Below are 17,759 nucleotides of genomic sequence, written 5' to 3' on the forward strand. Positions count from 1 at the left end.
CTCCCGGCGACCCGGAGCAATGCCCGGCCGGATTATCCGCCGAATATCCCGGCGGAGTCTCCGATGAACCCCCCGGGCCCCCATTCCGTGCGTCTCCCTACCGCCCGGCAGGTTTTTGTGACGTGACCGATATGGTGGGGACCCCGGAATTTCTCGGGCGCGGGGGGCGACCGGGCGCATGCCGTCGGTGCCGTCGTCCTGCCGGAAACGCCAGTGCCGACGGATTTACGGGGGTTATGGAGGGAGATGAGATGGCCCAATTCAAACCATTTGCCATAGAAGGTATGCCGATGGAAGAGCAGCCCATGAACTGGAAAGATATGGTTCCGGCCCCATACGACAAGAAGGCGGTCGACGCCTACACCCGGACCCGGATCATTCTCATGAACGGCATCGAGAACAATGCCGTCCTTATGTCGCACGCGATCGAGCGGCTGCATCCGGACCCTGAGGTGAAGCGCATAATGTCCTTGCTGCGGCGGATCGACTCCCAGCAGCAGGAAACGGTCAACTGGCTCAACCCGGCGGACCAGTCGGTCATCGAGACCACCCTCGGCTACGAGCAGGTGGCGGTCGACCTCACCGCGAACCTGGCGAAGAACGAGCCGGACCCCTACGTGAAGCAGACGCTGGATTTTGCGCTGCTCGAAGATTTCGATCACCTCTACCGCTACGGTTGCCTCTACGACTATATCGAGGGCGGCGACCCCGAGATGATTGTCCAGGGCAAAACCGAGGTCAAACCGGCCCGGCCGACGAGCATCGAGCACCGCCACCCCGACGACTCGATGCGGAAGCACTACGACAGGGATACGGCCGCGATCAAGACGAAGTTGAACTATCACACGATTGTCTCGGCGGAGCAGCAGACGATGCTCTTCTACCGGTCGCACGGGTCCATGTACCCCGACGACATCGCGCGGCAACTCTACGCGGAGATCGCGGAGGTTGAAGAGCAGCACGTGACCCAGTACGAACTGCTCGGCGACCCCGCCGAGACGATGCTTGAGAAGATGGCGCTGCTGGAACTCAACGAGGCCTACCTTTACCACTCCTGCGCACAGACCGAGAGCGACCCGAGGATCAAGGGGATCTGGGAGATGTTTACGAAGATGGAGATCACGCATTTCTCCGAGTGCGCAAGGCTCCTCAAACAGCACGAGGGCCGCGATATTCGGGATATCATGCAGACCGACATCATCGAGCCTCCGGTCGTTTTTGAGTCGAACAAAGACTACGTTAACAGCGTCATCGACACCCAGCTCGATCTTGCACCCTACAACACGGAGTTTATGCGGGTGCGCGACCTCCCGGACAACTGGGCGAGTTTCGGCTACCTGCGGGTCATGAATGCAAAGGGCGTCCCGAGTGAGGAGGTCGTCGGTAAAGCGGGCCCGGACCTTGCCGAACGCGACCGGGCGGAGAACATCCGGCGGGTCAAGCAGGAGATGGCCCGCCGGGTGGAGAAGAGCATGGCGACAGTGCCGGCCCGGTGAATACCCTCTTTTTTACCGTTCGTGGGGCCTGTCCGGAAATCATGGGGGCAGTTCACTCATTCTTCAGGGCATTTCTTGCTTCCCGGGCAAATGCAAGCGTTTTTTCGGGGTTTCGAACACCGTCTTTCTTGACGCCGGTATGCACGTCGACGCCGTACGGGCGGACTTTCCGGATGGCTTCCGTGACGTTCTCCGGCGTGAGTCCTCCGGCGAGTATCACGGGAATTGCGGTGGTCGCCACAATTTTTGCACTGATATTCCAGTCGTGAGGGACCCCCGTTCCTCCGATCTTCTCGCGCGTTCTGGTGTCGAGGATGAGCGCGTCGGCGTAGCGTTCATAGCGTTTTCCGGTCTTGATAGCCGACTCGTCCATTACATGAACGGCTTTCACGATCTTCAGATACGGGAGAGCGTCGCGGATGACGTCCATCTCGGGCGGGTCGACGGTATCCTGGATCTGCAGCGTCGTGCAATGCGAATCTTTCACCAGCCTGATGAGGTCTTCCGTTCCCTGCAGGTGGGTGACCGCGACAGGTTCGATGAACGGCGGGAGCTGTCTTACCATCTCTGCCGTTTCAGCGGGAGTTACGACGTCGCTGCTCTGATGGGTCACGCCCATGACGAACCCCATGGCATCGCAGCCCGCATCCACCGCACACCGCATATCTGCAATACTGGCCGTTCCACAGAATTTTACACGCATCAGAGTGACTCTGTCGTTCTGGTAGATAGGATGTCTGCCGGACCCGTAAGGGCCCGCGACGGTGGTCGGCCTTGCACGACGGAATCGTCCTACCGGGAGCGGTCGAGGACGGCATAGCAGTCCGTCGCCTAGCATAATCTCCAGGCTTTAACCCGACCTCTTCTTGTTACGCCAGACGGTAAAAAAGCGCGCACCAACAGGTCGCGTGACCATTTATTTCGGGTTGGCGATCACTGTATACCCTGCATTTCCCTCCACACATTTTGCCGTTCTTCACACTCGGCAGCCGGGGGGCGGGTGTTTTTCACCAAAATCGTTTCCAGAGCGGTATCGGCGGATGCAGGGCTCAGTATCCCATATTCAATCATCTTATCCATAACCCAGAGAGTGCCGTGACACTCTGTTGCCTGCTGCTCGGCCAGCGTCCTCAGCCTTCCATCGCCGGTAACCAGCAGGCAACGGTGATGTCTCGTGAGGACAAATGCAAAGAGATCCTGCATCGATAACTTGCGATTCCGAGGAACAAGTTCTGTTACCTGCCGGCGAGTTCCCTCTGGCTAAAGCCATTTATCGCTCGGGCCATCTTCACCCTCTCTCCGACGGTCACCTCATTCACCTCGCTTCCGGGTTTACAAAACAGCAATTGTTTGACAGTTATGTGAACCTTTTGTGAGGGGGGCAAAGACTAACCGGCTTTTCAGAGCATGAATATCACAACCGCTGCATGGAACTAAAGTGAACTACCCCGCGCTCTCGGGCGCAGCTTCCTGCTTCATTCTCCCTCCACTGAGGCAAGTCCACAGGCTCAACGGCGCGTTCCGCGCCTGATATCAGGTTGCTTGGTTCTCGCAACACAGATAGAACAATATATCATATCGAAATTGATTATGGGAAGGGCGGTTCCGCTTCACGGAAGATGCTCTGCATCTTCCTGACAGGCACAACCCAAAGGGTTGTGCCGTGTCATCCCCGGCCTAAAGACCGGGGACTTCCCGCTCCGCCCCCTTCACCCCCGCAAGATAAACACTCAACTGGTGGGGAATGAAAGCGTATGCAGTCGGCACGCCTAGAAGAACCCTTAACTCCCCGGCAGACCCATCTCTTTCAATGGATCCGTATGAACTGGTGACGCGAAATACCGTAGAGGTCGTCACCGACGAGGAACTGCGTGCGCTCATCGACCGTCCGGTCAGGCGGGTCTACACCGGCTACGAGCCGAGCGGAGAGATCCACCTCGGTCACATGGTGACGGTGAATAAATTGATGGACCTGCAGAAAGCAGGGTTTGAGGTGACCGTGCTCATCGCCGACCTCCACGCATTCCTGAACCGCAAGGGAACCATGGAAGAGATCCGGGAGATCGCCAAGTACAACCGCCGCTGTTTCGAGGGGCTCGGCCTTCGCGGCGCAAACTACGTCCTCGGGTCGAACGTGCAGCTCGCACCGGAGTATGAGCTCAACGTCCTGAAACTCTCTCAGGCAATCACCCTCAACCGGGCGAGGAGGAGCATGGACGAGGTCGGGCGGCAGATGGAGAACCCCACGGTCTCGCAGATGGTCTATCCGATCATGCAGATGGTCGACATCGCGACCCTCGGCGTGGACGCCGCCGTCGGCGGGATCGACCAGCGAAAGATTCACATGCTCGCGCGGGAACACCTCCCCTCGATCGGGTATCCGGCGCCGGTCTGCATCCACACGCCGATCATCAGCGGCCTCGACGGAAAGAAGATGTCCTCGTCGGCCGGAAATGTCATATCGGTCGCCGAATCCGAAGAGGGTATCAGACAGAAGATGAAGAAGGCGTTCTGCCCGCCCGAGGTCGAGAATAACCCGGTCCTCCAGATCCTGCGCTACCACGTCTTCCCCCGGACCGGTACGGTCACCATCCGCCGGCCCGCAAAGTTCGGCGGGGACCGGGAATTTGCCGCCTACGAAGACCTCGAACGGGCCTACGCCGCCGGAGAGGTCCACCCCCTGGACCTGAAATCGGCAACCGCCGACTGCCTCGTCGATATCCTCACCCCCGTACACGACTACGTCGATAGCAGGTGATCCGGCCGTGGGCCGCGAAGATGAGTACGAGCGGTTCGACCGCGAGATCGAGGCGATGGGCGTCAGGATCAAAGACGCCGATGCGATGAAGGTACGGGACGACGTCTTTGACGACGTCACCCTCATGGCGCTCTACAAACTCGTCCACCGAAAACTGATATCGGTCATCGGCGGCCCGATCAGCACCGGAAAGGAGGCGAACGTCTTCTACGGCGAACATGACGGGCGGGGGATCGCGATCAAGATCTACCGCATCCAGACCGCGAACTTCAGGGCGATGACCGGGTACCTGGCGGGAGATCGCCGGTTCTCAAGCGTCCGGGGGACGCGCAAAGGCATCATCTTCGCCTGGACGAAGAAGGAGTACAGCAACCTCGCCCGGGCGCACGACGCGGGAGTCCCGGCTCCCGAACCTCTCGCATTCGACCGGAACATCCTCCTGATGGAGTTCCTCGGCGAAGGGGAGGCGCCATACCCGCAGATCCGGAACGCCGAGATAGAGGATTATAAAGGGGTATACGGCGAGATCCTCGGCTACGTCGAGCGGCTCTATCGGGAGGCCCGCCTGGTCCATGCCGACCTCTCCGAATACAATATCCTCTACCACGAGAAACCATACCTGATCGATATGGGACAGGCGGTCACTCCGGATCATCCCCGGGCGCCCGCATTCCTGAGCCGGGACATCAGAAACCTTAATCGGTATTTCTCCCGCTACTGTGATGTGCCGGACGAGAACGAGGTCTTCCGCGCGATCACCGGACGTCGGGAACCCGGAATACCGGGAGAAGGAAGGCAACCATGACCACAGAGGAGATGAAAGTTTCAGCCGCGAGGATCGGCGTGCTCATAGGTAAGAGCGGGTCCACAAAACGCGAGATAGAAGAGAAGACCGGAATAGCCCTCCGGATCGACAGCGAGGAAGGGACGGTGACGATGGAGGGAGAGGACCCCGTCGCCGTCATGACGGCAAAGAACGTCGTCCAGGCAATCAACCGGGGGTTCTCGCCGGAGCGCGCGTTCCGGCTCCTTGACGACGAGGATATGACGCTCGACATCATCGACCTCTCCGACCTCTCTGGCACGACCCGGCAGCTCGAACGGCTCAGAGGCAGGATCATCGGCAAAGCGGGGACGTCCCGATCCCAGATCGAGGATATGACCGGCACGGAGATCTCGGTCCAGGGCAAGACGGTCGCGATCATCGGCCTCCCGGATCAGGTCGAGACCACGAGAAAAGCGGTGGAGATGCTGATCCAGGGCGTGCCTCACGAGCACGTCTACGCCTTCCTCGACCGGAAGAAGAAGGAAGCCAAACAGGCGATGCTGGAGTACTACTCGTGACGGGGCCGGGGCGAGACCCGGGTCCCGCCATGACAATACACACGATACGCGATTTGCACTGGAAATGATGGGGTATACATGGAGATAGCCGACCTTCCCGTCCCGCCGGAGCTTGCGGCCGGCTACGCTCAGCAGGGGATCACGGAACTCTACCCGCCGCAGGCTGCCTGCGTTGAAGCGGGGCTTTTTTCGGGGAAGAACCTCCTGATTGCCATCCCGACCGCGAGCGGCAAGACCCTGGTCGCCGAGATGGCGATGCACCACCAGGTGGAGGGGGGCGGCAAGTGCCTCTACATCGTTCCCCTGCGGGCGCTCGCAAGCGAGAAGTTCGAGGAGTTCTCGGGGAAAGGGCTCCGGGTCGGCATCGCCACCGGCGACTTCGACCGGCGGGACGACTACCTGGGAAGAAACGATATCATCGTCGCAACGAGCGAGAAGGTGGACTCGCTTCTCCGGAACCGGACGCCGTGGCTTGCCGAGATCACCATGCTCGTCGTCGACGAGGTCCACCTGATCGACGATTCCTCCCGGGGGGCGACACTCGAGATGGTGATCGCAAAACTCCGGCACAAGAATCCGGGCATGCAGATCATCGCCCTCTCCGCCACCATCGGCAACCCGCAGGACCTCGCCGGGTGGCTGGACGCCGAGCTCGTCGAGAGCGACTGGCGGCCGGTCGACCTCCGGGAGGGAGTCTTCTACCAGGACACCATCCGGTTCGCCGATCACGACCGGGAAGTCGAACGCCGGAGCAAGTACGAGGACCTCGACCTCGTCCTCGACACGGTCGCGGAGGGGGGGCAGTGCCTGGTCTTCGTCAGCTCCCGTAAAAACGCCGAGGCGTTTGCAAAACGAGCGGCGTCGGGGCTGAAGCTCGCGAACCCCGTCCTCGCCGGGTACGCCGACAAACTCCGCTCGAATGCCGCGACCGATATGGGGAGAACCCTTGCCGCCTGCGTCGCGCAGGGAGCGGCGTTCCACCATGCGGGGCTTTCGCGGGAGGAGCGCCGGATCGTTGAAACAGGGTTTCGAGAGGGGCAGATCAAGGCTATCGCCTCGACGCCGACGCTCGCGGCCGGCCTGAACCTCCCCGCCCGGCGGGTGATCGTCCGCGACTACCTCCGGTTCAACGCCGGGGAGGGGATGGTCCCGATCCCGGTCCGGGAGTACCGGCAGATGGCCGGGCGGGCCGGACGGCCGCATCTCGACCCCTACGGCGAAGCCGTCCTGATCGCGAAGGCCGAGGAGATGGTCGACGAACTCTTCGACTGCTACATCGGTGCGCCCGCCGAGGACGTCCGGAGCCGGTGCGCGGACGAAGCGGTCCTCTGCACCCACATCCTCTCGCTCATCGCGACGGGGTTCGCCCGCGAGACGGGCGAGGTGCTGGGGTTCATGGACGGGACGTTCTACGCCCACCAGGGCGAGAGCCCGCTCGCGCTCTCGCGGGCGGTCCACCGGGTGATCGAGTTCCTGCGGGAAGCCGAGATGATCACCGAGGTGGGAGAGTGGCTTGAGGCCACCGAGTACGGGTCGCTCGTCTCCCGGCTCTATATCGACCCCCGGAGCGCCGAGGTGATCGTGACGGCGATGACGGGACAGAAGGAGTATACCGACATCGGGCTCCTGCACCTCCTCTGCTCCACGCCGGATATGCCGACGCTCTACGTCCGGAGAAACGACATGTACCTTCTCGACCGATTCCTCGCCGACCACCGGAAAGACCTCTGGGTGGAGATCCCCTGGGATGCGGGCGAGGAGTTCGATCGGAGCCTCAAGACCGCGCTTCTCCTTGCCGACTGGGCGGATGAGGTCGGGGAAGACACGATCTGCGAGCGCTACAGCGTCGGCCCCGGAGACATCTACGGGATGGTGGAGAGCGTCGCCTGGCTGGTCCACGCGAGCCGGCACCTCGCTGCGCTCTTTGCCCCGCACCTTGTCCGGCCGATTGAGGAGATGGAGCTCCGCACGAAACACGGCATCAAGAAGGAACTCCTGCCCCTCATCAGGCTTCGCGGGATCGGGCGCGCCCGGGCGCGCCGGCTCTTCAACAACGGCCTTGGGTCGATCGAGGCGCTCCGCGAAGCCGGGCCGGAGAAGGTCGGAAAGATCCTCGGGCAGGGCATCGCCGCCCGGATATTCGAGCAGCTCGAAGGGGCGCGGGACGAGGTCGGGGAGATCGGCGACGAGCAGTCGACTCTCTTCCGGTTCGGGTGAATAAAGGATGGCAGAACCAGCGTGCGATATCTACCAGGCGGTTTTTACCGTCGACGACAGCGTCGGTTTCCTGCGCGAGGTCCGGGAAGCGGCCGATGCGTGCGGGACCCATATCATCCTCTTTGATGCCGACCACATCGCCGGACGCGACCATGTAACGACGGCACTCCGGCACGCCTGCCGGTCGTGGACCGGCGGTGAGGCGATAGCGAACTCGATCGAGATGGAAGCGCTCCTCTACGCCGCGGGGACCCGGCAATGCCAGGTGGCCGCGACCTTCGGGATTCACCCGGGAGAGAACCGTTCCTACATCGCGGTCTGTCCCCCGGCGCCGGGCGTCCGGGACCGCCTTGCCGGTCTCGTGACGTTCGTCGACGGGGATTGGGAAGAGCTCGACCCCGCGAAGCGGGCGCGCCTCGCGATCCTCTTCTCGATCACGGCAGAAGAGATCGCCGTCGTCGGCGAGGCGCGGTTCCGCGACCTGGTCCTCGAGCGGGTGGCGCTTCTCGACGTTTATCGCTAGCGCGCCGAGGCGTGGGTGAGGATGTGCCGGATCTCAGGGATGATGATCGCCCGTGCGGCAAGCGTCACGGCCTTCGTCGAACCCGGGATGCAGAAGACCGCACGGCCGCCGATAACGCCGGCGATCGCCCGCGAGAGGATCGCGGCGGTCCCGATCTCCTCGTAACTCTTCAGCCGGAAGAGTTCCCCGAACCCGTCGATGGTCTTTTCAAGCAGCGGCGCGACTGCCTCGATGGTCACATCGTCGGGGGTGAGTCCGGTGCCCCCGGTGATGACGACGCAGGTTGCACGCGAAAGTGCGAGACGGACCTCGGCGCGGATCCGCGCAAGGTCGTCGGGGATGACGGCGTAATGGGTCACCTCGATGCCGTCGGCGGAGAAGAGGTCAATAAGCGTCTTCCCGCTGGTGTCGGTCTCCGGTTTCCGGGTCGAGGAGACGGTGATGACGGCACCGGTCACGGTGATTGGTTTAAGATGATTGCTCTCCATAGGAACCATCCAGTACCCTTTACCGCGTATTTTACTTCTTTGTATCCTTGAAAAGCGTGGCTCAATCCCCGACCCCTTTGTTTCGACTGGAACTATGAAAGGGGATGACGAAGGGAGAGGAGGGGAGGAGACGAAACTTACAGGAGAGCAGTGTTACAGGAGAAAACGACACAACAGAACATGATGAAATTCGCGGGGAAAATGAAACCTCGATAGGCACCCACCTGGTGAGAAGAATTCAACCGGAGTCCGCGGTCCTGTATTAATTGGAGACGATCCGGTTTATCCTGTCATGTTACGATAAAACTTTATATCTTGAGTTGCAGAGGTACACATAGCTCATCATCACTTTTGATTGAATGATACAGGTCTCCTGTATCATCATCACGTTCCAGTCGAAATGAAGGGGTCGGGGTGATCGCCGATCACCCCTCCGGGAGTCCGCCACCGCAGCCGATCCGTCCGTAAGATACATCCTTCTCGAATCACCGTTGTTTCGACTTATTCAATCTCATTCTATCGGCAATCGGCCGTGCATTCCCTTCCTCTTTCACCGATGATCGATCGTTTTTGCGTTCCACTGGAAACGAAGGGGTTATCTGTCCTGAGAGCGATCACATTAAGGGTCCTCGACACGAGAATCTCCTGTCCTGGTAACCCCCTCCGGTGACATCATGTCGGACGATAAGACCAACCCAATGGGATTATTTAAAAAATACCTGACCAATAGGCGTATATTTAAGAACAGGGAAGTACTGCGCCACAGTTATCGTCCCCAGATCCTCCCTCACCGGAAGCCGCAGATCGACGAACTTGCTTCAATTCTTGCTCCTGCCCTCACGAACGAGACCCCGTCGAACATCCTCATTTACGGCAAGACCGGGACCGGGAAGACTGCATCGGCCCGGTACGTGGGAACGGAACTCGAAAACGCCAGTGCGCTTGCCGGGACGAAGTGCAAGATCGTTCACCTCAACTGCGAGGTAATCGATACCCAGTACCGGGTCCTTGCCCAGATCGCAAACTGCCTCGACGACGTCGACCAGCACCCGAGCGACAGCACCAGAAATCACATCCCGATGACCGGGTGGCCGACCGATCAGGTCTATATGGAGTTGAAGAACCAGCTTGAAAACAACGGCGGGGTCATGGTCATCATCCTCGACGAGATCGACAAACTCGTGAAAAAGAGCGGCGACGATACCCTCTACAACCTCACCCGGATCAACTCCGACCTGAAGTTTGCAAAAGTCAGCATCATCGGGATATCAAACGACCTCCGTTTCACCGACTTCCTGGACCCCCGGGTCCTCTCCTCGCTCTCCGAGGAGGAGATCGTCTTTCCCCCCTACAACGCCCCGCAGCTCTGCGACATTCTCCAGCAGAGGGCCGAACTGGCGTTCATCGAGGAGGCGCTCGAGGAGGCGGTCATCCCGCTCTGTGCGGCGCTCGCGGCGCAGGAGCACGGAGACGCCCGTCGTGCGCTCGATCTCCTTCGTGTCTCGGGAGAACTTGCCGACCGCGAGAACGCCACGGTCGTGGGCGAGAAGCACGTCCGGATGGCTCAGGAGAAGATCGAGACCGACAGCATGGTGGAGTGCATCTCTACTCTTCCGACCCAGAGCAAGGCGGTCCTCTACGCGATGCTGATCCTTGAGCAGATGGGCAAACGGATCTTTACGAGCGGCGAGGTCACGGTGGTCTACCGCGAGATCGCCCGGATCATCGACCTCGACGTCCTGACGCACCGCCGGATCACGGACCTCATCTCCGAGCTCAACATGCTCGGCGTCATCAACACCCGGGTCGTCTCACGGGGCCGTTACGGTCGGACGAAGGAGATGTGGTTCGATGCAACGGCGAGCAAGATCGAAGAGGTTGTCACCCGCGACCCGAGGCTCGACGACCCGAGACTCAAAGAACTCGATACCAATCGCTTAAAAGCAATGTTCAGGTGATACTATGGACGAGAAGGACCGTACCCTCCTCCATCTTCTGGAGGAGAACTGCCGCGCCCCGTTAAGCGAACTTGCGGTGCTGGCCGAAGTGAGTGAAGAGGATGTAAAAGACCGGATCGGTCGTCTGGAAGCGGCCGGCGTCATCCGCCGTTACGGGGCGGTCGTCGACTGGGAGCGGGCCGGCGACGGCAACGTCGCGGCGGTGATCGAACTGAAGGTCTCTCCCGAGCGCGACTTCGGTTACGACCGGATCGCGGAGCGGATCGCCCGGTTCCCGCAGGTCCGGTCTCTCCGGCTGATGACCGGGGCCTACGACCTCCAGCTCCTGGTCACCGGGCCGAGCATGAACGAGATCGCCCGGTTCGTAGCCGAGCAGATCGCTCCCATGGACCGGATCCGGGAGACGGCGACGCATATCATCATGAAGACCTACAAGGAGAACGGCACCACCTTCGCCGAGCGCGGCGAGGTCGAGCGCCTCCCCTACTCGTTCTAGAGGTGAGGTGCGTTGAGGGATTTCGTCTCGGCACGGGCCCGTGCCATACCCCCGTCGGGCATCAGGCGGTTCTTCGACATCGTCCAGACGATGGAGGGCGTCATATCCCTGGGCGTCGGCGAACCGGACTTCGTGACCCCCTGGTGCGTCTGCGAGGCATCCATCTACTCCATTGAGCAGGGATCGACTGCATACACCTCGAACAAGGGGACGCCCCAGCTCCGGGGCGCCATCAGCCGTTATCTTGGCTCCCGGTTCGGCACCCATTACAGTCCGGAGGAGGAGATCATCGTCACCTGCGGCGTCTCGGAAGCGGCCGACATTGCCATCCGGGCCGTCACGGACCCGGGAGACGAGGTCCTGGTCGCCGAGCCCTGCTACGTCTCCTATACCCCCTGCGTCTCCCTCGCCGGCGGGGTCCCGGTCACCGTCCCCTGCCGTGCTGAAGACGAGTTCCGGCTGACGGCCGATGCGCTTGCAGAAAGCATCACCCCGCGGACGAAGGCGCTCATCGCAAACTTCCCGAACAACCCCACCGGCGGCGTGATGCAGGAAGCGGACTGGCGCGGCATCGCCGATCTCCTGGTCGACCACGACCTCCTCCTCATCAGCGACGAGGTCTACGCCGAGCTCACCTACGACGGCGACCATTTCTCGCCGGCGCGGATCCCCGAACTTCGCGACCGGACGATCACCCTGAATGGGTTCTCGAAGGCCTTCGCCATGACCGGGTGGCGGATCGGCTACCTCTGCGCCCCCCCGGCGATCACCGCGGCGGCCTTGAAGATCCATCAGTACGTCGCGCTCTGCGCCCCGGTGATGGGGCAGGTCGCCGCCTACGAGGCGCTCAGGATCGGGGAAGCCGAGAAGGACGCCATGGTCCGGGAGTACCGGCTCCGGCGGAACCTCTTCGTCGACGGGTTGAACAAACTCGGTCTTACCTGCCACATCCCGAAGGGTGCGTTCTACGCCTTCCCCTCGGTGAAGAGCACCGGTCTCTCCGATACCGAGTTTGCAGAGTCCCTCCTTCGCGAACAGCGTGTTGCGGTCGTCCCCGGGAGCGTCCTCGGGCCGTCCGGCGTCGGGCACGTGCGGTGCGCCTACGCGGTCTCGCGGGACGATCTCAAAGAAGCGCTCGCCCGGATAGGCGCCTTCCTGGAATCGATAGAATAAAAATAACCCCATATATTTCCCCGGGAAAAAATCAAACCCCTTTTAAACGAAGTCCTTGACCGGGCAACCGGTAGTTTGGTGTCCGACAGATGAATGACGGTCGGATAACCCCTTTATTTCCACTGGAGATGTGGATTAATTCAGCGATACCGGCCGGGGGTGCTCGCGTTGCACCCGCCCCGGGGTACGCATCGCGTCACTGGAACGCCGGGCGGATCATCAGGTTCGCGTCCGCACTCCAATAGGGTAAATCCAGTGACAGATCGGCCTGTCGTTCCGGGAAAAACTCCACGCGGCAGCCCCGGATATCCATATGATGAGGTTTCCAGTGGAAATAAAGGGGTTCAGAAAGAATGGTGCTCAGCCGGAAACGATCGTTCCCGCTCGCGAAGGCGGATATAATTTTATCCCGGGCCTTGCGCTCCTCCCCTTCCCGACGGATCGGGAAAATGCGGCCTATTCTGGCCGATACTCGTGTTCCCGGCGCGGAGTGCCGGCTGTGCGGAAATATCCGGGCGGGCCGGTCCCGGCTCCTTTTTAACGGGGCGACCGCTTTTCCGGTATCACATTGTAATGTTTATCACCAAGTATCGCTCCATCCTACATGATAGAACAATGAGTTGTACTATTATCGTCGGCGGGTTCTTTGGTGACGAAGGAAAGGGAAAGATAGTGGCCCATGTCGCTCACCAGGACAGACCATCCATCATCTCCCGGGGCGGCGTCGGTCCGAACGCAGGACACACCGTTCGTATCGGAGAGAAGGCGTACGGGGTCCGGATGGTTCCCTCGGGGTTCGTCTACCCGGAAGCGACCCTCATGATCGGGAGCGGCGTGCTCGTCGATCCCCGGGTCTTTCTGCGTGAGGTCGACCTGCTCGGTGCCCGGGACAGGACCTTTGTCGACGGGCGGTGCGGTATCATCGAAGAGGATCATATCGCCCGGGATAAGGGGAGCCAGCACCTCCGGGAGAAGATCGGGAGCACCGGGACCGGGTGCGGTCCGGCGAACGCCGACCGTGTCCTCCGCACGTCCCGGCAGGCAAAAGACGTCCCGGAACTGGCTGATTTCATCACCGATGTGGCCGAGGACGTCAATTGCGCCCTGGATAAGGGTGAGACGGTCCTCCTCGAGGGGACCCAGGGCTTCGGGATCTCGCTCTACTTCGGGACCTACCCCTACGTGACGAGCAAAGATACTTCCGCCTCGCAGATCGCCGCCGACAACGGCGTCGGCCCGACCCGGATCGACGATGTCATCGTCGTCTTCAAGGCCTACCCGACCCGGGTCGGCGAAGGCCCCTTCTCCACCGAGATGTCGGTGGAGCGGTCGCATGAACTCGGTATCGAGGAGTTCGGCACCGTCACCCACCGGCAGCGCCGCATCGGCACCTGGGACGGGAAGATGGCGCACTACTCGGCGATGATCAACGGGTGCACCCAGGCGGCGATCACCGGCATCGATCGGATCGACCCGGCCTGTTTCGGCGCGACGGACTACGACCGGCTGACCGGGAAGGCGAAAGACTTCATCGCGCAGGCCGAGGAGGATATCGGCAAGCCCGTCACCCTGATCTCGACCGGCCCCGAGATGTCCCAGATCATCGATCTCCGGGGGGAACTATGAGAAAGAGCCTCATGCAGATCCTCTGCTGTCCGGTCTGCAAGGGGGATCTCGTCCTCTCGGTGACCGAGGAGAGCGGTGAGGAGGTGCTGGAGGGCAGTCTCCGGTGCGCGGCGTGTCGCGTCGACTACCCCATCAGCGAAGGCATCCCGAACCTCCTCCCGCAGACCGCCTGCGAGGACTGATCCCACCGTGTCGGAGATTCATCTCAACCGCCGGGGGATCAACGCCATCGAGGTCCCGGGCGAGGTCGAGGCGACCCCGGGAAGCGACCTCGTCCTCTGGATCGTCAACCACGGCTCGCCGCTCCACATCACCCTCGCCTCGGGGGACTCCTCGGCCTTCACCGATTTTTACCATGAGAACCTCTACGTCGACGAGGACGTGGAGTTCCGCATCCCCATCCGGGAAAATGCCTGTCCGGGTGTCTTTTCCGTCGAGGTCATCACCGGGTACGGCACCAGGAGAGCGGAGTTTCGGGTCGCAGTCAGGGAGCGGGCAGCACCGGAGCCCGAGCCGGTCGAGATGGCTCCGACAGCGGTTGCCCCGGCGATCTCGCGTGAGTGGCGGCCTTTTGCCCCGGTCCTCGTCATCGGCGCCGTTGCCCTGGCCCTCTACGGGCTGTGGGCGGTCTACCGGGTCGACCTCCTGAACGCCGCGGCGTTTGCGGCGCTGCTCCTCGGGGTCATCCTCGCATGGCTGCGGCAGCGGTCGTAGTCGCCGCGGCGCTGCTGGTGGACCGGCTGCTCGGCGACCCGCACTCCCGGTATCATCCGGTGGCGGTCCTCGGCCGGTTCATCGGGTGGTGGGGGGTCCCGGACCGCTACCCGCTCCGCATCCAGCGGGTGGTCGGGGTCGCGGGGACCCTCGCGACCGTGGCGCTCTTTGCCGCGCCGTTCGCTCTCGTAGAGTTTGCGGCCCCGTGGTATCTCTATCTCCTCATCGCGCCTTTCCTCCTCAAGGTCTGCCTGGCCTGGCGGGCGCTCGAGGAGCATACCGTCGCTGTGGCGCGGGCGCTTCGGGACGGCGGCATCGATGCGGGCCGCTCGACGGTCGGTATGATGGTGAGCCGGGATACGGCTCGCCTTGACCGCGAGCACGTCCTCTCGGCTGCCTATGAGTCGATGACCGAGAACCTCGTCGACAGCATCATCTCCCCGCTCTTCTACTTCGGGATCTTCGGCCTTGCAGGAGCCGCCGGTTTCCGTGCGGTCAACACCCTGGACGCGATGCTCGGTTACCGGGACGAGCGGCTCCGGATCGGGTGGTTTCCGGCCCGCGTCGACGATGTCGCAAACTTCATCCCGGCCCGGCTCACGGGCCTCGTCCTCCTCGCCTACTTTGCGGCGAAGGGCCGGTTCGCCCCGGCATGGGCGGTGCTCTGCCGGGACAGGAAGAAGCGCCCCGGGTTCAACGGCGGGATCCCGATGGCCGTCATCGCCGGCGGCGTCGGGATACGGCTCGAGAAGCCCGGCGTCTATACGATAGGGGACCCGGAGCGGACCCTTGCGGAGGCGGGCGCCGGAATCGTCCGTGCGGTCCGGGCGGCGACGGTCATCTTTGCGATCCTGGAGATCGCCGCACTATTTTTATTGGGGTACATGTGCTATAGATAGGTAATGAAACTCGAGGAACTGAGGTTTGGGACCGAGCTTATCAAGCGCGGCTTTGCGTCGATGCAGAAGGGCGGCGTCATCATGGACGTGGTCAACGCAGAGCAGGCGCGGCTCGCCGAGGAGGCGGGCGCCGTCGCCGTCATGGCGCTTGAGCGAGTCCCTGCCGATATCAGGGCGGCCGGGGGCGTGGCCCGCATGGCCGACCCGCAGAGGATCGTCGAGATCATCGATGCGGTCTCCATCCCGGTGATGGGAAAGGCCCGGATCGGCCACTTCGTCGAGGCGCAGGTCCTGGAAGCGCTCGGCGTGGATATGATCGACGAGAGCGAGGTGCTGACCCCGGCCGACGAGCAGTTCCATATCGATAAGACCCGGTTTTCGGTCCCGTTCGTCTGCGGCGCCCGGGACCTCGGGGAGGCGCTCCGGCGGATCAACGAGGGGGCGGCGATGATCCGGACGAAGGGCGAGGCCGGGACCGGCAACGTGGTGGAGGCGGTCCGCCACATGCGGGCGATCATGGGCGAGATCCGGCTCCTGCAGGGGATGAACAGGCAGGAGCTCGTCGACCGTGCCCGCGAGATCGAGGCGCCGGCGGAACTCGTCGTCGAGTGCGCGAACCGCGGCCGCCTTCCCGTGGTGAACTTCTCCGCCGGCGGGATCGCGACGCCTGCCGATGCGGCGCTGATGATGCAGCTCGGTGCCGACGGGGTCTTTGTCGGGTCTGGCATCTTCAAGTCGGGAAACCCCGAGGCGACCGCCCGGGCGATCGTGGAGGCGGTGAACCACTACGATGAACCGAAGGTCATCGCCGAGGTGAGCAAGGGCCTCGGGGAGGCAATGAAGGGCCTCGACGTCCATATGCTCCGGGAAGGGGAGGTGTTGCAGACCCGTGGGCGTTAAGGTCGGCGTTCTCGCGCTCCAGGGCGATGTCGCGGAGCATATCGCGGCGTTTCGCGAGGCGCTTATAGACCGGCCGGGTTCGACGGTCGGTCCGGTCCGGCATGCGGAGGACCTTGCGGACCTCGACGCCCTCGCGATCCCGGGCGGGGAGTCCACCACGATCTCCCGGCTGATTGAAAAAAATGGGCTCTATGAGCCGCTCGTGGGGTTCGAGGGCGGGATATTCGCTACCTGCGCCGGGATGGTCCTCGCGGCGGACCGGGTTGACGATCCCCGGGTGCGGACCCTGGGTCTCATCCCGATGCATGTAGCGAGGAACGCCTTCGGGCGGCAGGTCGACTCCCGTGAAACGTCTCTCAACATCGCGGGCCTCGCCGACCCTTTCCGCGCGGTCTTCATCCGGGCCCCGGCGGCGACGGAGATCGGGAGCGGCGTCGAGGTGCTCGCCCGCATACCGGAGGGGATCGTCGTCGTCCGGCACGGCCGGCACATGGCGTTCGCCTTCCACCCGGAGCTTGGCGGAGATCTCCGCCTGCACCGGACCTTCTTAGAGGGTCTCGGCATATAGGATCCGGGATTCACCTGTTTTTTCGACTCCCGGCGTCGCCTATCACCTGTCTTGTCCAGGCGGTGCCATCGGCGGTCAGCCGGTAGATGATCCAGTTTCCCTGCGCCTCGCCGGCGATCAGTCCCATCTTCTTCAGGACGGAGAGGTGGTAGGAGAGCTTCGAGTCCGCTATCCCGAGCACCGCCTTGATGACACAGACACAGAGCGGCTGCACCGCGAGCATGGCGAGGATCTTGAGGCGGAGGGGGTCGGCGAGTGCGCGAAAAAGAGCACTCTCTCTTTTCAGGAGATCGTCTCCCGGCAACTGCCCCGTCAGCCCTGCGATGCCCCCGCACCGGCAGAGCGACTCCTCGACGTCAGGAGGGAGGGGCAGGGATGCATCCTGGTATTTTTTGTCTTCTGCCATCGGGACATCACACTCGATATTTCAAAAGAATCTGAAATGAAAACATCTATAACCTTTCGCTGCTCTCACACGGCGTACGAACTAACCGTTCAACAGCAGAGGAGAAAAAAGCATGGGCACTATGAGCATCGGTTCCATCGGCGGCAGCAGGGTCGTACGGAGCATCCTGACCGTGGGGGAGAAGGCCGGAGCG

19 protein-coding genes are annotated in these 17,759 nt (G+C 62.2%); 15 read left to right on the forward strand and 4 right to left on the reverse strand.

The genetic code is table 11. From position 1 onward, the window contains the following. Nucleotides 1–305: 305 nt before the first annotated feature. Nucleotides 306–1,496, forward strand: coding sequence for a hypothetical protein (locus tag BRA42_RS04955; RefSeq protein ID WP_292408884.1), 1,191 nt, complete (start codon nt 306–308; stop codon nt 1,494–1,496). Between the two features lie 52 nt (nt 1,497–1,548). Here BRA42_RS04955 and BRA42_RS04960 read toward each other — a convergent pair whose 3' ends face one another. Next, the gene (locus tag BRA42_RS04960; RefSeq protein ID WP_292408882.1) at nt 1,549–2,199 is read right to left on the reverse strand and encodes a phosphoribosylanthranilate isomerase; all 651 of its coding nucleotides are present in this window, start codon (nt 2,197–2,199) and stop codon (nt 1,549–1,551) included. A gap of 230 nt (nt 2,200–2,429) precedes the next feature. Continuing rightward, complete coding sequence (locus BRA42_RS04965) at nt 2,430–2,699, reverse strand: hypothetical protein (RefSeq protein WP_342770355.1); 270 nt, start codon at nt 2,697–2,699, stop codon at nt 2,430–2,432. A 607-nt stretch (nt 2,700–3,306) separates the two neighbouring features. On the opposite strand from BRA42_RS04965, the gene BRA42_RS04970 reads away from it, so the two are divergent. The 5 genes from BRA42_RS04970 to cgi121 all read left to right on the forward strand — a co-directional run bounded on the left by BRA42_RS04970 (nt 3,307) and on the right by cgi121 (nt 8,338). After that, the gene (locus BRA42_RS04970) at nt 3,307–4,254 is read left to right on the forward strand and encodes a tyrosine--tRNA ligase (protein ID WP_292409518.1); all 948 of its coding nucleotides are present in this window, start codon (nt 3,307–3,309) and stop codon (nt 4,252–4,254) included. A gap of 7 nt (nt 4,255–4,261) precedes the next feature. Then, the gene (locus tag BRA42_RS04975; protein WP_292409520.1) at nt 4,262–5,059 is read left to right on the forward strand and encodes a serine protein kinase RIO; all 798 of its coding nucleotides are present in this window, start codon (nt 4,262–4,264) and stop codon (nt 5,057–5,059) included. Beyond that, on the forward strand, nt 5,056–5,598 hold the full coding sequence (locus tag BRA42_RS04980; protein WP_292409522.1) for a KH domain-containing protein: 543 nt from the start codon (nt 5,056–5,058) through the stop codon (nt 5,596–5,598). The genes BRA42_RS04975 and BRA42_RS04980 overlap by 4 nt, the downstream gene beginning before the upstream one ends. A 78-nt stretch (nt 5,599–5,676) precedes the next feature. Further along, nucleotides 5,677–7,815 carry an ATP-dependent DNA helicase gene (locus tag BRA42_RS04985; RefSeq protein WP_292409523.1) on the forward strand — a complete coding sequence of 713 codons (2,139 nt, stop codon included), beginning with the start codon at nt 5,677–5,679 and terminating at the stop codon, nt 7,813–7,815. Nucleotides 7,816–7,822: 7 nt separating this feature from the next. Then, nucleotides 7,823–8,338, forward strand: coding sequence for a KEOPS complex subunit Cgi121 (gene cgi121, locus BRA42_RS04990; protein WP_292409524.1), 516 nt, complete (start codon nt 7,823–7,825; stop codon nt 8,336–8,338). Here the strand turns inward: cgi121 and BRA42_RS04995 are convergent. After that, nucleotides 8,335–8,826: a MogA/MoaB family molybdenum cofactor biosynthesis protein gene (locus BRA42_RS04995; RefSeq protein ID WP_292409525.1), complete on the reverse strand. Its 492-nt coding sequence runs from the start codon at nt 8,824–8,826 to the stop codon at nt 8,335–8,337. The two genes, cgi121 and BRA42_RS04995, sit on opposite strands and share 4 nt — an antisense overlap. Before the next feature lie 674 nt (nt 8,827–9,500). Between BRA42_RS04995 and BRA42_RS05000 the strand changes: the two genes are divergently transcribed. The 9 genes from BRA42_RS05000 to pdxT all read left to right on the forward strand — a co-directional run bounded on the left by BRA42_RS05000 (nt 9,501) and on the right by pdxT (nt 17,160). Beyond that, nucleotides 9,501–10,784, forward strand: a complete 1,284-nt coding sequence (locus BRA42_RS05000; protein WP_292409526.1) for an ORC1-type DNA replication protein — start codon at nt 9,501–9,503, stop codon at nt 10,782–10,784. Between the two features lie 4 nt (nt 10,785–10,788). Continuing rightward, nucleotides 10,789–11,280, forward strand: a complete 492-nt coding sequence (locus BRA42_RS05005) for an Lrp/AsnC family transcriptional regulator (RefSeq protein ID WP_292409527.1) — start codon at nt 10,789–10,791, stop codon at nt 11,278–11,280. Between the two features lie 12 nt (nt 11,281–11,292). Continuing rightward, nucleotides 11,293–12,453 (forward strand): aminotransferase class I/II-fold pyridoxal phosphate-dependent enzyme, encoded by a 1,161-nt coding sequence (locus BRA42_RS05010; RefSeq protein ID WP_292409528.1) that lies wholly within the window; start codon nt 11,293–11,295, stop codon nt 12,451–12,453. Between the two features lie 615 nt (nt 12,454–13,068). Further along, entirely contained in the window at nt 13,069–14,079 is a 1,011-nt protein-coding gene (locus tag BRA42_RS05015; protein WP_292409531.1) for an adenylosuccinate synthetase, read from the forward strand. After that, entirely contained in the window at nt 14,076–14,261 is a 186-nt protein-coding gene (locus BRA42_RS05020; protein WP_292409533.1) for a methytransferase partner Trm112, read from the forward strand. The genes BRA42_RS05015 and BRA42_RS05020 overlap by 4 nt, the downstream gene beginning before the upstream one ends. A 7-nt stretch (nt 14,262–14,268) precedes the next feature. Continuing rightward, complete coding sequence (locus BRA42_RS05025; protein ID WP_292409535.1) at nt 14,269–14,793, forward strand: DUF7524 family protein; 525 nt, start codon at nt 14,269–14,271, stop codon at nt 14,791–14,793. Next, nucleotides 14,772–15,692 (forward strand): adenosylcobinamide-phosphate synthase CbiB, encoded by a 921-nt coding sequence (gene cbiB / locus BRA42_RS05030; protein WP_292409537.1) that lies wholly within the window; start codon nt 14,772–14,774, stop codon nt 15,690–15,692. The genes BRA42_RS05025 and cbiB overlap by 22 nt, the downstream gene beginning before the upstream one ends. Nucleotides 15,693–15,695: 3 nt before the next feature. After that, nucleotides 15,696–16,592, forward strand: a complete 897-nt coding sequence (gene pdxS / locus BRA42_RS05035) for a pyridoxal 5'-phosphate synthase lyase subunit PdxS (protein WP_292409539.1) — start codon at nt 15,696–15,698, stop codon at nt 16,590–16,592. Further along, entirely contained in the window at nt 16,582–17,160 is a 579-nt protein-coding gene (gene pdxT / locus BRA42_RS05040; protein WP_342771281.1) for a pyridoxal 5'-phosphate synthase glutaminase subunit PdxT, read from the forward strand. The genes pdxS and pdxT overlap by 11 nt, the downstream gene beginning before the upstream one ends. A gap of 10 nt (nt 17,161–17,170) precedes the next feature. Here pdxT and BRA42_RS05045 read toward each other — a convergent pair whose 3' ends face one another. Continuing rightward, nucleotides 17,171–17,566, reverse strand: coding sequence for an ArsR/SmtB family transcription factor (locus BRA42_RS05045; RefSeq protein WP_292383446.1), 396 nt, complete (start codon nt 17,564–17,566; stop codon nt 17,171–17,173). Between the last annotated feature and the right edge of the window lie 193 nt (nt 17,567–17,759).

It is taken from the genome of Methanoculleus sp. UBA374 (assembly GCA_002508705.1).
Classification (GTDB): Archaea; Halobacteriota; Methanomicrobia; order Methanomicrobiales; family Methanoculleaceae; genus Methanoculleus; species Methanoculleus palmolei.